Source organism: Nocardia sp. NBC_00416, assembly GCF_036032445.1.
In the GTDB taxonomy this organism is placed as follows: Bacteria; Actinomycetota; Actinomycetes; order Mycobacteriales; family Mycobacteriaceae; genus Nocardia.
Map to the genome: position 1 here is coordinate 582,468 of NZ_CP107932.1, position 13,395 is coordinate 595,862.

The 13,395-nt window shown below is 64.2% G+C and carries 12 protein-coding genes; 4 read left to right on the forward strand and 8 right to left on the reverse strand.

All coding sequences use genetic code 11. The features are described 5' to 3' along the window. Nucleotides 1–60 precede the first annotated feature (60 nt). Nucleotides 61–1,295, forward strand: a protein-coding gene (locus tag OG804_RS02710) for an IS3 family transposase (protein ID WP_328393486.1) whose coding sequence is annotated in 2 segments (ribosomal slippage) — nucleotides 61–340 and nucleotides 340–1,295 — 1,236 coding nt in all. Because the reading frame shifts where the segments join, the coding sequence is not laid out codon by codon here. A 1,210-nt stretch (nucleotides 1,296–2,505) separates the two neighbouring features. Here the strand turns inward: OG804_RS02710 and OG804_RS02715 are convergent. Then, on the reverse strand, nucleotides 2,506–3,267 hold the full coding sequence (locus OG804_RS02715; protein WP_328393488.1) for an alpha/beta fold hydrolase: 762 nt from the start codon (nucleotides 3,265–3,267) through the stop codon (nucleotides 2,506–2,508). 108 nt (nucleotides 3,268–3,375) lie between these two features. Between OG804_RS02715 and OG804_RS02720 the strand changes: the two genes are divergently transcribed. Further along, nucleotides 3,376–3,804, forward strand: coding sequence for an SRPBCC family protein (locus tag OG804_RS02720; RefSeq protein ID WP_328393490.1), 429 nt, complete (start codon nucleotides 3,376–3,378; stop codon nucleotides 3,802–3,804). Between the two features lie 318 nt (nucleotides 3,805–4,122). On the opposite strand, the gene OG804_RS02725 is transcribed toward OG804_RS02720, so the two are convergent. Next, nucleotides 4,123–5,322: a CaiB/BaiF CoA transferase family protein gene (locus OG804_RS02725; protein ID WP_328393492.1), complete on the reverse strand. Its 1,200-nt coding sequence runs from the start codon at nucleotides 5,320–5,322 to the stop codon at nucleotides 4,123–4,125. Nucleotides 5,323–5,415: 93 nt separating this feature from the next. Between OG804_RS02725 and OG804_RS02730 the strand changes: the two genes are divergently transcribed. Continuing rightward, nucleotides 5,416–6,201, forward strand: a complete 786-nt coding sequence (locus OG804_RS02730) for an IclR family transcriptional regulator (protein WP_328393494.1) — start codon at nucleotides 5,416–5,418, stop codon at nucleotides 6,199–6,201. Nucleotides 6,202–6,559: 358 nt separating this feature from the next. On the opposite strand, the gene OG804_RS02735 is transcribed toward OG804_RS02730, so the two are convergent. The 6 genes from OG804_RS02735 to OG804_RS02760 form a co-directional block, all read right to left on the reverse strand. Then, on the reverse strand, nucleotides 6,560–7,315 hold the full coding sequence (locus tag OG804_RS02735) for an SDR family NAD(P)-dependent oxidoreductase (RefSeq protein WP_328393496.1): 756 nt from the start codon (nucleotides 7,313–7,315) through the stop codon (nucleotides 6,560–6,562). A gap of 11 nt (nucleotides 7,316–7,326) precedes the next feature. Then, complete coding sequence (locus tag OG804_RS02740; RefSeq protein WP_328393498.1) at nucleotides 7,327–7,941, reverse strand: SDR family oxidoreductase; 615 nt, start codon at nucleotides 7,939–7,941, stop codon at nucleotides 7,327–7,329. A gap of 13 nt (nucleotides 7,942–7,954) precedes the next feature. Further along, nucleotides 7,955–9,097 carry a thiolase family protein gene (locus OG804_RS02745; protein WP_328393500.1) on the reverse strand — a complete coding sequence of 381 codons (1,143 nt, stop codon included), beginning with the start codon at nucleotides 9,095–9,097 and terminating at the stop codon, nucleotides 7,955–7,957. Further along, entirely contained in the window at nucleotides 9,094–9,525 is a 432-nt protein-coding gene (locus OG804_RS02750) for a Zn-ribbon domain-containing OB-fold protein (protein ID WP_328393502.1), read from the reverse strand. Before OG804_RS02750 ends, OG804_RS02745 begins: the two co-directional genes overlap by 4 nt. 63 nt (nucleotides 9,526–9,588) lie before the next feature. Next, nucleotides 9,589–10,392, reverse strand: coding sequence for an enoyl-CoA hydratase/isomerase family protein (locus OG804_RS02755; protein ID WP_328393504.1), 804 nt, complete (start codon nucleotides 10,390–10,392; stop codon nucleotides 9,589–9,591). Next, entirely contained in the window at nucleotides 10,392–11,612 is a 1,221-nt protein-coding gene (locus OG804_RS02760; protein WP_328393507.1) for a CaiB/BaiF CoA transferase family protein, read from the reverse strand. Before OG804_RS02760 ends, OG804_RS02755 begins: the two co-directional genes overlap by 1 nt. A gap of 322 nt (nucleotides 11,613–11,934) precedes the next feature. Here OG804_RS02760 and OG804_RS02765 point away from each other — a divergent pair, with 322 nt between their 5' ends. Continuing rightward, on the forward strand, nucleotides 11,935–13,284 hold the full coding sequence (locus tag OG804_RS02765; protein ID WP_328393509.1) for an SLC13 family permease: 1,350 nt from the start codon (nucleotides 11,935–11,937) through the stop codon (nucleotides 13,282–13,284). Nucleotides 13,285–13,395 lie beyond the last annotated feature (111 nt).

Here is a 13,395-nt window from a genome sequence, read left to right on the forward strand (position 1 = left end):
CAGGAAAGTGTTGCGCCCCGGGTTTGATGGAGACATCGAAGACCCGGAGGATTCGAAGTCATGGCTGCACCGAAGAAGTACCCCGACGAGCTGCGTGAGCGCGCGACGCGGTTGGCGGTCGAGGCGAGGAAGGATCCGGCCGCGCGTGCCGGTGCGGTGAAGCGGATCGCCGATCAGCTCGGTATCCACCCTGAAGCGTTGCGGACCTGGGTCAGTCGTGCTGAACGTGACGAGGGATTGCGCCCGGGCCCGACCACGGGCGAGCAGGCCCGCATCGCCGAGCTCGAGCGGGAGAACCGGGAGTTGCGGCGGGCGAACCAGATCCTCAAGTCCGCGGCGTCTTTCTTCGCGGCGGAGTTGGACCGTCCGTCGCGATGAAGGTCGAGTTCGTCGACTCCCGCAGGGTCGAACACGGTGTCCAGCCGGTCCTTGCGGCGCTCGAACAGACGCCCGCTGCGATCGCATCGTCGACCTACTACGCCCACAAGACCCGCCCGGCCAGCACGCGGACGCTGCGTGACGCCGAACTCCTCGAAGTGATCGAGCGGGTCCACGAGCAGAACTACGGCGTCTACGGCGCCCGAAAGGTCTGGGCCGAAATGAACCGGCAAGGTCATGACATCGCACGATGCACGGTCGAGCGGCTCATGCGGTGCGCCGGGCTACGCGGGTTGCTGCGCGATAAGTCCCCGCGCACCACCAGACCCGCCGCGGAAACCGCCCGGCCTGCCGATCTGGTCGAACGCGACTTCACCGCGTCGCGGCCCAACCAGCTGTGGGTCGCGGACCTGACCTATGTCCGCACCAGCGCAGGATGGGTTTACGCGGCGTTCGTGCTGGACGTGTACTCGCGGATGATCGTGGGCTGGCAGGTCAGCACCAGTCTCTACACCGACCTCGCGCTCGACGCGCTGCAGATGGCGATCTGGCGGCGGCGAGCCGATGGCGCTGACCTGGCCGGACTGACCCACCACTCCGACAGAGGAGTCCAATATCGTGCGATTCGCTACACGCAGCGCCTCGCCGAGGCCGGCGCGGTCGCTTCGGTTGGCTCGGTAGGCGATTCCTACGACAACGCGATGGCCGAGGCGTTCAACTCGCTGTTCAAGGCCGAACTCGTCCGCAACAAGGGCCCGTGGCGCGGGCTCGATGACCTCGAGTTCGCGACCGTCGAGTACATCGACTGGTACAACAATCGGCGGTTGCACGGCGAGCTCGGACACGTTCCACCAGCCGAATACGAGCAACTACACGCCGTGGCCGACCCGGTCACGGCAAGCCTGGAAACCAATTAACCCGCTCTCCATCAAACCCGGGGCTTGACAAAGTGTCAGTTGGCTCTACTCCGCGATGGCCTGCGTGGATCAGCCGCCTGATGAGCAGTTACATCGACGCCGAGCCGGCGCAGCTCGGACCGACCGGGTACCGGCCATTCGAGTCCGCGACACCCTCTTCTGAACTGGTGGCCGGTCATCCCGACACCCGTGCCGTACGTTCACAGTCGAACCGATCACTGTTGTGAAACCCGCCAGTGACCGGTCCCGCCGACCGGGCCCGCAAAACATATCGGCCCGGGTGACGGCCTTGATTGGATCAACTGCGCTGTCGCAGAGAATCCGAAATCAGTACTTAGCCACAGTGAGAAGGCTGTGAAAAGTACACGGTATCAGCGGAATCTGCAGCCCCAACAGCTCCAGCCTCGGCGATGAACCGCAGCTCCTGACCAGGGCCGGTATCCATATCCGCCCGATTTTCGGCGGCTACTACCGGGACCCCCGGTCCTGGAAACAGCCCGGTACCGAGATGGGCCGCTCCGACCAGTACGCCTACCGGCGCCCCTCCAAGCGTGCCGGTCCTCCGAGGTCGAACCGTTCACCACCCCCCGCCTTCGCCGCGATCGACTGGAGCCTGGACCCGGGCGAGAAGATCGGCACCCGCGCCGAACCGTTGGCCGACAACACTTTCGCGCGAATCCGGGTCGGGCTGGAGAAGTTCGCGAACGAGGCATTTCCTGGCTCCCGCCGGCGGGAGCTGCCGGCGCGACCCGTCCTCGCTGGCCGCGCCGATGCCGACCCGCACCACCCGGGAAACCGACGGGCTGGTGATGCCGCCCATGATCGCAGCGCCGGCGCGTGACGGTCGCCGTGTGCGCGCCGATTCCGGCAGTGGTTGCGCGCGGGGCCCTCGTTCGCCATGGCGGTGAAGGCCCGGATCCATCCAGCCGCCGCCAGGCGGTCGTTCTTGATGCGCAGGTGGGTGATCGCGGTTGTTGATTTGGTGGAGGTCGTGTTCTTGGATGTGTTGGTAGGAGCGTTGTTCGATATCGGTGATGTGTGCGGCGGTTTGCAGGCCTGGGGGGGTGAGGTCAGTTCGATGTGGGGTCGGTGGTTTTGCAGGACTCGAATTACCTCGCCTTGGGCAGTGGTGATGCCGAGGGGTTCGAGTGCCCGGCCGATGAGTCGGGCTCCTTCGCGTTGCACTGCCAGGGCGAGGTATCGGAATTCTTCAGTGGGCTGCACCGACGAGCTCTCGGTGGTCGACTCGGTCGGTCAGGAACGTCGCTATTGCGGTGGAGTAGGTGCCCGGGTGGGAGAAACGGAACATGTGGCCGGTGCGTTCCAGCACGACCTCGGTGGCATCGGGGATGCCGTCGAGCATGACTTCGGCGGGGGCGGTACCGACGATGACGTCGTGTTCGGGGGTCAGGATCAGGGTCGGGACAGTGATGCGGTCGAGTTTGTCGACGTAGTAGGCGGCCAGGGTGGCGGTGATGCGGGCGCCGTAGGACTGTGCGGGGGTGCTCTCGCGGAACACGCGGCGGCTTTCGGCCTTGCTCCAGGGGACCTGTCCTTCGCCGTCGAACGGTGAGGCGAGGCGCTGGGCGTGGGCGCGCAGGACGATGTGCTGGTAGGCGCCACCGCGCATCTTGCCCATGGTGCGCATCGCGGTGTTCCAGAACGGGGAGGTGATGGGGTTGGCGGCGAATCCACCCGACATCACCAGTCCGCGAAGGCCTTGGGGTCGGCGAACCGCCAATGCGAGCCCGATCTGGGCGCCGAAGGAGTCTCCGATCAGTACGTAGTCATCGAGGTCTGCGACGGCGTCGGCGACGAAGTCTGCATAACCCTCGATGTTGTCGACGGCCTCGGGCAGCTTCAGTAGGCGTGTGGGTCGTCCGCTGAGCGAGTCGAACTTGCTGATGTCCCACGGCGCGCCGGACATGCAGGGGATGAATACCAGGGTCGGGTTCTTCGTTGTGTTCGTCATACGAGTTAGATTACACGACATATATGTCGTGTAACATGTTGCTTACGTCACACTGTCGAGTAGGGCTGTCACCGGAATACGCGCACTTCCTCCACGCTTCAGAAGGGCATGACCACCTTCGAGAACGCAGTGACCATCAACCACCCCATCGGCGAAGTCTTCGCATACCTTGCCCGGTTCGAGAACATTCCCCGCTGGAACTACGCCATCACCGAGACCCGCAAAACCTCCCCGGGCCCGGTCGAGGTGGGGTCGACCTATCGACAGACCCGATCGATTCCCCAACCTGCCGTGGAAACATTCGAGGTCACCAAATTCGAACCCACACAACAGTTGCAGATCCGTGGCCAGTTGGGCCCATTCCCCGCCACGGTGTCCTACCATATGGAGCCCGTCACCGGCGGCACCTCGCTGCGAAACGCCATCGACCTCGAACTCCATGGCCCCTTGCGACTTGCGGGCCCCATCGTCACCGCGCAGGTCAAGTCAGCGGTAGCGGCCAATCTCGATGTCCTCCGGCAACTGCTCGAGACATAGCACCTTCTGATGCCCCGGTCCTACCCCGATTCGATTCCACAACCAGTGCCTGCGCGGCGCACATCAGTTCCGTTGAAGGTGACGGCGGGCGAGCCGTGCAAGCGGTAGCCCTGATCGAGCAGGAGGTCGAGGAGCAGTGACGCGGAATTCGGCGGTAGCGCGAACCGAACTGAGCTTTTGCGATCCATGCGGCCGAGGCGATCGCATCGGCGCACGAACTCGGCTTCTCGTTGATCGAGGACGAGTGCCTCTGCCGCAGCACGGTCGCGGAAGCTGCGTCTCCCCGAACTCCGGCAGCCGAAGAGACGGAGAATTCTGTCAATCGGTAGTGAGTGCTGCGAACACTGCCTCGGTGTGCTCCGCGATTCCAGCGACAGTCGGCCCTGGACCGATGTCGGCACCGGTGAAGCGATATGGCGGACCCGGGATGGTGACATCGACACCGTCGATCGTGGCTGATCGGAAGAAGTTGCGTGCCAACAGTTGTGGGTTGTCGAGAAGGTCTTGCGGCATCGACACCGGCGCCACGCTGACGCCATGACGTTGACCGGCCTCGTAGAGTTCTTCCTTGGTTCGTGAGACAGTGAGCTGTTCGAAGTAGGTGCGGAACTCTGTGATCGCTTCCGGTGTCCGGCGCCATAGCCGGTCCTGCCATCGATCGGCGCGCAGGGCGGCGGCGCCCTCGACCCCGCACTCGTCCAACCAATCAATGATTCCGGCCCATCCGAGTGGGTAGCCACCCAACCCGCCGACGACGTAGAGCCACCCATCTGCGCAGGCGAAAAGGCCGGTGCCAGCTTCTTTCGGTGCGCTGCCGACGCGGGTACGCACGCTTCCTTCCAGGTCGTAGTATTGGATGGCGTTTTCGAGTGAGTGGGCAACTGCTTCCTGGGCGGACACGTCCACCGTCTGGCCGACGTGGTCGTCGTCTCGAGCGAGCAGTGCGATCAGGCCGCCGATGGCCCCGTGCAAGCTCGCGGCGACAGCGCTTTGACACTCCGCGGGACGCACCGGCGCTCGGTCGGGGTAGCCCGCCAAGCTGAGTAGTCCGCCAGCGGCCAGAATCGTCAGGTCGTCGGCCGGGCGATCCATCCACGGCCCGTCGAGGCCGTACGGGCTGATGTTGATATGGACCAGGTGGGGGAGCGCTTCCTCGACCATGTCGGGCCCGAGCCCGCGATCGCGCAAGCTTCCAGGACCCTCGGAAGTGAGGAGGATCTGAGCTGATCGCAATAAATCGACCATCGCTGGCGAGTCGAGGCCGGCATCAACATCGTCGAGCACAACACTCTTCTTCCCGACGTTGTGAAAGACCCATTCAGCGCCGACGTCGCCGACGGTGGGTGCCCCGCGCCGCCGATCGGCCATACCCCCTGCGGGTTCGACGCGCACAACCTCGGCCCCGAGGTCGCTGTAGAGGCGGCCGACGTAGCTACCGAGGGGCGTGCTCAGATCGATGACGCGGACACCGGCGAGCGGTAGCTCTGATTTCGACTTCCCGAAATGCGATTCGTACATGCGGAGTATAGTACGGGTGGAGGGGCGGAAGCGGTAGATACTTTCGCAATTGGGTTGACTAGCATCGGGAATGACACGGGCAGAGGAGCAAGGATGAATGCATCGCGTATCGACCGGGCGTTGGCCGTGCTCGGATATCTCGCGCACCACCATGAAGGTCGCAGCCTCAAACATCTCAGCGACGACCTGAAACTGCCCATGAGCAGTACCCACGATCTGATGCAGGCCCTCGTCGAGATAGGGGCGGTCCGCGTCGCCGGACCTCGCACCTATGCACTGGGCCCCCGCGCGGTGACTATCGCATTGACGGTCGTCGACTCACTCAGTCTCCGAGACGTTGCGCGGCCTCATTTGACGGAGTTGTGCGAGGAGATCAACGAGCACGTCTACCTCGGAATCCGTGTCGGGGCCGGCGTCACCTACGCCGACCGTTACGAGGCCTCCCAACCACTGGCGGTAGTCATGCAACTCGGTGGCGAGCGCCCGCTGCATGGATCTGCGGTCGGTAAACTTCTCGCAGCGTACAACCCGGAACTGGAGGCAAAAGTTCTCGCCGCTCCGCGACTGGAACCGCTCACGGCATTCACCATCGTTGACCGCGATCAGCTTCAGATCGAATACGCCAAGATCCGGGAGCGGGGCTTCAGCGTCACCGACGGTGAGAGCGTCGAGGGCATCACGGGAATCTCCACCCCCATCGTCGGCGTCGCCGGGGAGACCATCGCGGCGGTGCATGTCTCCGCGCCTCGTGGGCGGCTGGCCAGCGACAGGCTTCCGATCGTCCTCAAGCAGATGCAGCGGGCCGCCGCAAAAATCTCACTGCTGCTCGGTGCCGACGACGATGCGATGCGCACGCACCATCTACCCATGGAGGACTGATTCGATTGTGACTCCGCATCTTCCGCTTCCAGGTGCGTCGATCGTGTCCATCGAGCACAACGTCGGCGCGTTCAGCCGTCGCCCGAGTGGTCACCCGTCGCCTCGGCACGTCCCGATCGGATCGAAGAAGTGCACCAGGTTCAGCTGCTCGCGCCGCGGTCGCTAACTTGGCCCCCTTATGATTCGAGAGCTCGAGCGCCGAGTATTCCGGTTCGCAACTTTGGCCGGACCGCTTTGGTGGAGGTCGAACCAGCCGTCGTGCGACCGGCCAGCGGTCTCGGGACCACAGGATCGCGCATGCAGACCTGTGGAGCCTGGGGCGAATTATCGCTCCCAGGCCCCACAGGGCCGTGTGGATTCATACCGCGGGACGCGCGTACAAGCTCTTCCCGCCACAGACATACAGCACCTGGCCGGTCACGGAGCGGGTTGCCGGGGCCACGAAGTAGCGGGTCGCCCAGGCGACGTCTTGCGCCGTGCCGATTGTGCCGGTGGGCTGGGCCTGCATCAGCCGCTCCATTACCTCCGGTGGCTCGGCACGCAGTAGAGGGGTGTCGATCAGGCCCGGCGCGATGCAGTTGACCGTGATTTCGTAGCGGGCGAGCTCGATAGCCAGCGAGCGAGTTGCGGATACTACGCCACCCTTCGAGGCTGCGTATGGCAGCTGTCCCCACCAGCCCAGCCATGCCCGGGAGGCGATATTGACGATACGGCCACTTCGGCGCGGGATCATCGACTGTGCGGCGGCTTGCGAGCAGAGTGCCACACCCGTCAAGTTGACTCCGATCGTGCGATCCCACACCGCCTGCGTCATCTTCCGGACGCTGGTGTCCATGCTCAACCCTGCATTGTTCACCAGTATGTCGATGGGACCGATGGCGTCCTCGGCGGCTGCGAACAGATCGGTCACCGAATCGGCCGCCATGACGTCGACAGCCAATCCGTGTGCATTGTGGCCGTCGCGGCGTAGCTGTGCGGCGGCAGCTTGCGCGCCGTCGGCGTTCAGATCCGCCAGGATGACGCGTGCGCCCTGCTCGGCGAGGTCAGTGGCGATGGCGAGTCCCATTCCCTGGGCAGCGCCCGTTACCACGCAGGCCTTTTCGGCTAGCTCCATTTTATTCACTCCTAGACCGACAGACTCGACAGCAGTGTGGAACCGCCGCAGCAATACAGGACTTGGCCGGTGATGTAGCGGCTGCGGGGATCAGCGAAGAACTGCACTGCCGCGGCCACGTCATCTGGATCGACCTCCCGGGGCAGCAGGGCCGGCCGTCGATCCTCATCGGGCGGTGCGACCGCACCGAGGGCGGCGGCGGTGGTGGCGATGATGTTGACGGTGACCGTATCGGCGGCCAGGCGAAGGGCCAGGCTGCGTGCCGCCGAGGTGAGTGCTCCGTATCCTGCCGCGAGCTGTGGGCGAGTGGCGGCGCCGAGCATCTCGGCACTGACGACGACTACGACGGAACCGCTGTTCGACCGCAGTTTCGGTAGCGCTGCCTCGCAGCCGTCGACGAGCGCGGTCACCAGCTCGGTTATGGGAACATCGGTGTCGTGGTTCAGCGTCGGCGCGAAGACCAGCGCGTCGAGCCGCGAGGACGTGAGAGCGAGTGTGTCGAGTACCTCGTGAACCTTGTCGCCACTTTCGGTTCGCCAGCGCGCAATGCGTAGGCGGCGGGATACCGCGGCGGCGACGGGGCTGTGGGTGTCGATCACAGCGGCCACCAGTTGATCTGTGTCCATGGTCTTCTTTCGTTCAGTCCGCGGCCAGCACGTGCACCGAGCAGGCACCGTTGTCGACGCCGAAGATTCCGCCGCCGGTGGTATGGGTGAGCGCTACCGAGGCTCCTGGCACCTGCAGATCACCCGCCGTACCGGTGATCTGCCAGTACATTTCACAGAGCTGACTCACACCGGAGGCGCCAACCGGATGTCCCCGGCTGAGCAGTCCTCCACTGGGGCTGACCGCGACCCGGCCGTCACGGTCGAATTCGCCCGCAGTGACTGCAACATGCGCCTTCCACCGTTCGGTGAGTCCGAGTGCCTCGGCGTGCAGGAGTTCGGCGATGGCAAAGGCATCGTGCAACTCGACGACGTCCAGATCTGCCGCGGTGATTCCGGCCATCTCGTAGGCAGCCCGGGCGGTGCGCTCGGTGATGTCCGGCCAGGTCATATCGCGATAGGAGGTGTGGAATTGTCCCGAGCGCACGACGCTGGCGCGCACTCGGACGAGGTCGACGGCGAGGTCACGGCCGAAGTCCTCGCTACAGAGGAAAAGCGCTGCGGCGCCGTCGCTGTTGGGGCAGCAGTGCAGCAGCTTGAGCGGGTCGGCCACCCTGCGGGACTGTGCGACGTCGTCGAGAGTGATCGACTTCTGGAAGTGAGCACGCGGATTGTGTGCACCGTTGCCTCGGTTCTTCACCGAGATCCGGTCGAGCACCATCGGTTCGGCACCGGCCTGGTGCAAGTACCGCTGAGCACGCATCGCGTACGTGGCCGGCATGATCACACCCTGTGCGGTCTCGACATCAGCGGTGGTCAACGGCAAAGCGCCGCCGCCGAATGTCGACAGTTGGTCCACGCCTACGACAATGGCGCTGTCGGCGATACCGGAGGCGATCGCCTGGAACGCCAAGTTGACTGCTGAACCGCCACTGGCGCAGGCATTCTCGACAGAGAAGATCGGCTGGCCCGAAATGCCCACACGTTGCAGAACGCGCTGCGCTATCAGCGATCCGCCGTAGACGGACCCGACGAATCCGGTATCCACTCGGTCCGGTGACACCCCGACCGACTGCATCAGCTCGAGTGCACTGGTACCCCCGAGCTCGGCGGGTGTGCTGTCCTTGTATTTGCCGAACGGTGCGACGGCGGCTCCGGCAACGAACACGTTTCTCATGAGGTCGCCTCCGGGGATTCGATGTCCTTGCCGACTGGGTGGGCGATATAGGACCACAGCTCGGTGGCGTTGTCGGTACCGATGTGTCCGAGCGCGATGGTGACCGGGGTATCCGGTGTCAGTGCCTGATCGGAGTTTGTGTGCATCAGCACACGGACCCCGTCGATGTCGATGTAGGAGAGCACGTACTCCTTCGGCCACGGCGCGCCTCCGACGTGGACCTTGCTCGACGCATAGGCGATTCCGCGTGCGCCGGTGTGGGTGCGGGTGAGGTCTTCCGACGCACAAGACGAGCACGCGCTGCGCGGCGGGAACCAGCGGTGACCGCACGTATTGCAGTCGCTGACCAGCAGTTCTACTCCTGAAGCGGTGTGGCGATACCAGTCTTCGCTGAGCAGTTTGCGTTTGGTCTGTTGGACCGTAGTCATCGGTATCCTTTCATCTGTCCGGGCGGATGCCCGTTCTCTGCCCGAGGAACGGGCCGGGTGGTGTCATCGGCCCCGGTAGGCGGGGGGGCGCTTGTCAGCGAAGGCGGCCCTACCTTCGATGCGGTCTTCGGTGTCGCGCAGCAGTCCCCACAGCATCTGCTCGAGCTCGATCGACTGGTTGAGTGGGATGTTCGCCGCTCGACGGGCCATCGTGGTGATCGCACGCACGGCAATGGGACCGTTCGCGGCGATCTGCTCGGCGATCTGCTCAGCACGTTCGGTCAACTGGTCCGGTTCGACGACGTCACTGATCAGGCCGAGCTGTTCAGCTCGCGCCGCATCGATGCGTTCGCCGGTGAGGGCCATTTTCATCGCAACGGCGCTGGGGATCGCGTGCAGCAGGTTCGAGACGCCGCCGGCGCCGGGGACACTCGCCCACCTGCTTTCGGGAAGCCCGAAGGTGGCGTTGGTCGAGGCGATGCGCACGTCGCACTGCAGTGCGATCTCCAGGCCTCCGCCGAGCGCGTGCCCGTTTATTGCGGCGACGATCGGCTTGGTGATCGACAGATCGGTCCACACCAGGGCACGTACGTAAGCGCCCTGGGTCATGCCGGCGTCGAAGGAGGCGTAGTAACTCGAGGCGAAGGGAGTGTCAGGAACTGCGGTGTTCTTCAGGTCCGCACCGGCGCAGAACGCGCGAGTTCCAGCTCCGGTGAGAATCGCGACCAGCGCGGTGTCGTCATCGTTGAATGCGATCAAGGCGCGACGAAGATCGATCATCGACTGCGGATCGAGGGCATTCAGTGCCTCTGGGCGATTCAGTGTAATCCGCCGTACGGGGCCATTGTCTTCGATATCGATGGGCACTATCCAATTGCTCCTGCGCTCAGGGCGTCGCCATATTCGGCGGCCGACATCTCGAGCAGACCCGTGCACACCGCCTCGGTGTCCGCACCGAGCAAGGGCGCCGAGGAACGAAGCCGACCGGGTGTGCGGGTCAGGCGATAGGGGATGTTGTTATATATCGAGGGGCCCATCTCGGGATGGTCGAGAGTGACCCAGTGCTGGCGAGCGCGCAACTGCGGATCGCGTTCGACGAGTTCGTCACTGGTACTTACTGCGGCAGCCGGTACGCCGGCGGCACACAGTTCGTCGGCGAGATCCCAGGCGTCACGGAGTGAGGTGGCGGCACCGACCTCCTTGTTCAGTCGTTCTGCGCTGTTCTTGCGCGCATCGAGGGAGCTGAAATCGGGGTCGGCGAGCCAGTCGGGCCTTCCCAGCACCTGCGCCAACGCGGTCCACTGCTCGTCGGTATAGGCGGCAAGGGTGCACCAGGCGTCCACTCCCCGGCACCGATACGGCCCGTACGGAGCGGCGGAATCTTCGGTATTGCCGCGGCGGTCCACCTCACGGCCCAGTGCAGCGGCCACCATAGACGGACCGATGGCGTTGACCGTCGATTCCAGTTGCGCCAGCTCGATATAGGCGCCCTCCCCGGTGCGGCGGCGGCGATGCAGAGCTGCCAACAGCGCGATGGCACCGTGGAGAGGGTTGGGTACGTGGTCGGGATAGTTGGTGCCTGTTCCGACTGGGGGCCGGTCGGGATCTCCACTGAGCCCGAAGATGCCTCCTACCGCGCCGATCGACAAACCGAATCCGCGAAAGCCGCTGTGGGGTCCACTGTTTCCCTGCATCGGCATCTCGAGATAGATGATCTCCGGCCGAACGGCTCGTGCCGCGTTGTAACCCAAACCCAATCGGTCCATCGTTCCGGGCGTGAAGTTGTTGACCACTATGTCGCTCCGGGCAATCAACCGCAGTGCCAGATCGCGACCGACGTCGGTATGCAGGTCCAGGCAGATCGACTTCTTGCTCGAATTGCGATTGGCGAAATAGCCGCTGCGGTTCACTCCGGCCTCGCCATCACGAAACGGCGGCATGCTCCGGATCACGTCCGTGCGGGTTCTCGATTCGACTTTGATCACTTCGGCGCCGTGGTCGGCCAAAGGTTTGGTCATGAAAGGCCCGGCGCCGACCCAGGAGAAGTCGGCGATGCGGATGCCGACGAGCGGCGACGTTGTGGTCATGCGACTCATTTCGTATTCGAAGTTGCGAAGTCAGATTCGAGTGTGCGACTCAGGGCGGCCGAAGTCAACAGGCCGCCCTTCGGCGGACACTCCCAGCAGGTTCCCCATGAACTGAGTCTTGACAGCTCACCTCGATGTGATGATCATTACAGCAGAAGTTCGCATCTGCGTAATCGAATCCTTACTTTCGAATGGAACGGGTTCGCGGCGGCGCCGTTTCTGTACTCGACTCGCGGGCGGTCACACTGGCCGGCCCGGCGTCTTCCTCCAGCCGTGCGTGGCTCCGCGCGGTGGAACCTCTTACACCCGAAGGAGGATCCGGATGCGTCCGGAATTGATCTCGATCATTGCCCTGGGGCTGACGTTCGTCGTCGCCGCGGCCCGCTCCGTGAACTTGGGCGCCCTGGGATTCGTGACCGCCTTCCTGGTCGGCACACTGGTCCTGGATCTGACGACTGCCGACATCGTCGGTGGATTCCCTGGTGGAATTTTCGTCATTTTGGTGGGGCTGACCTACCTGTTCGGAATTGCTCAGGTCAACGGAACTCTCGAACTGCTCGTGCACTGGTGCACGGAACTGGTCCACGGCCGCATCGCCGCGGTGCCGTGGATCTTCTTCCTCATGGCTGCGGCCCTGATGTCGATCGGAGCAGTGTTCGCTGTCGCCATCGTCGCGCCGTTGGCAATGGCGTACGCATTCCGTCACAAGATCAATCCCCTGCTGATGGGAATGATGGTGGTGCACGGCGCCTTGGGTGGGGCCTTCTCGCCGATCAGTGTCTATGGCAGTTTCGTCAATGGAGTGGTCAGTGACACGGGCTTGCCCAGTAGCCCCACCATCCTGTTCCTGATGCCTCTGGTGATCAACGCCGCGATCGCACTCATGGTCTACCTGACCATGGGCGGCCGCGCTCTTATCGGCGGGCGAGCGATGTCCGAGACCGCGACCGGCGCCGCGTCTGGCTCCATCGAGGGAATCGGCGGCACCGGCACCGGCCTTCGCCCGACATCCGGGTCCGGCACGACGGCGGTGATGGAGGCTGGCGAGGTCGTGATCGAATCCTCGGTCCCGCAGTTGAGGCGCGAGCAAATCCTCACCCTGGCCGGGCTGGCAGTCCTTGCGGTGGGCACAGTGGCTTTCGGTCTCGACGTCGGATTCCTCGCGCTGACCATTACCGCCGTGCTTTCGCTGTTCTACCCGGAGTCGACCAGTCGGGCGCTGGGGAAGGTGAGCTGGTCGACGGTCTTTCTCATCTGCGGCGTCCTGACCTATGTCGAGGTCCTCGAACGCGCGGGCACTATCGACTACACCGCCGGCCTCATCGCGGGCATCGGACTGCCCCTCGTTGCGGCGTTGCTGCTGTGCTACCTCGGTGGAATCACCTCGGCGTTCGCCTCCTCGATCGCCATCCTCGGGGTCGCGATCCCGCTCGCCGTTCCGTTCCTTCAGCAGGGGAGTGTCAGTGCGGTCGGCATGGTTACGGCACTTGCGGTGGCATCGACGGTGGTCGACGTCAGCCCCTTCTCCACGAATGGCGCGCTGGTACTGGCCAATTGTGCCGAGCGGGACCGGCCACGACTGTATCGCCAAATGCTGGTGTACAGCGCTGTCATCGTGATCGCAGCGCCAGTATTCGTCTGGTTGCTCCTGGTGGCGACCGGCTGGTTCTGACGCCCCTCATTGCCGAGCGTCCATCCCCCGGGCCCAGCGCAACCAGCCGCCCCGTCCAGGTCGCCCGTTCTTGACATGGGACGTCAGCGTGTCGATGATTACAGATAGTTC

Coding starts and splice junctions, on each gene's coding strand:
- OG804_RS02740 (WP_328393498.1), bottom strand. CDS start 7,941: ATGGACACAGATCAACTGGTGGCCGCTGTGATCGACACCCACAGCCCC.
- OG804_RS02720 (WP_328393490.1), top strand. CDS start 3,376: ATGACCACCTTCGAGAACGCAGTGACCATCAACCACCCCATCGGCGAA.
- OG804_RS02730 (WP_328393494.1), top strand. CDS start 5,416: ATGAATGCATCGCGTATCGACCGGGCGTTGGCCGTGCTCGGATATCTC.
- OG804_RS02750 (WP_328393502.1), bottom strand. CDS start 9,525: ATGACTACGGTCCAACAGACCAAACGCAAACTGCTCAGCGAAGACTGG.
- OG804_RS02745 (WP_328393500.1), bottom strand. CDS start 9,097: ATGAGAAACGTGTTCGTTGCCGGAGCCGCCGTCGCACCGTTCGGCAAA.
- OG804_RS02765 (WP_328393509.1), top strand. CDS start 11,935: ATGCGTCCGGAATTGATCTCGATCATTGCCCTGGGGCTGACGTTCGTC.
- OG804_RS02760 (WP_328393507.1), bottom strand. CDS start 11,612: ATGACCACAACGTCGCCGCTCGTCGGCATCCGCATCGCCGACTTCTCC.
- OG804_RS02725 (WP_328393492.1), bottom strand. CDS start 5,322: ATGTACGAATCGCATTTCGGGAAGTCGAAATCAGAGCTACCGCTCGCC.
- OG804_RS02735 (WP_328393496.1), bottom strand. CDS start 7,315: ATGGAGCTAGCCGAAAAGGCCTGCGTGGTAACGGGCGCTGCCCAGGGA.
- OG804_RS02715 (WP_328393488.1), bottom strand. CDS start 3,267: ATGACGAACACAACGAAGAACCCGACCCTGGTATTCATCCCCTGCATG.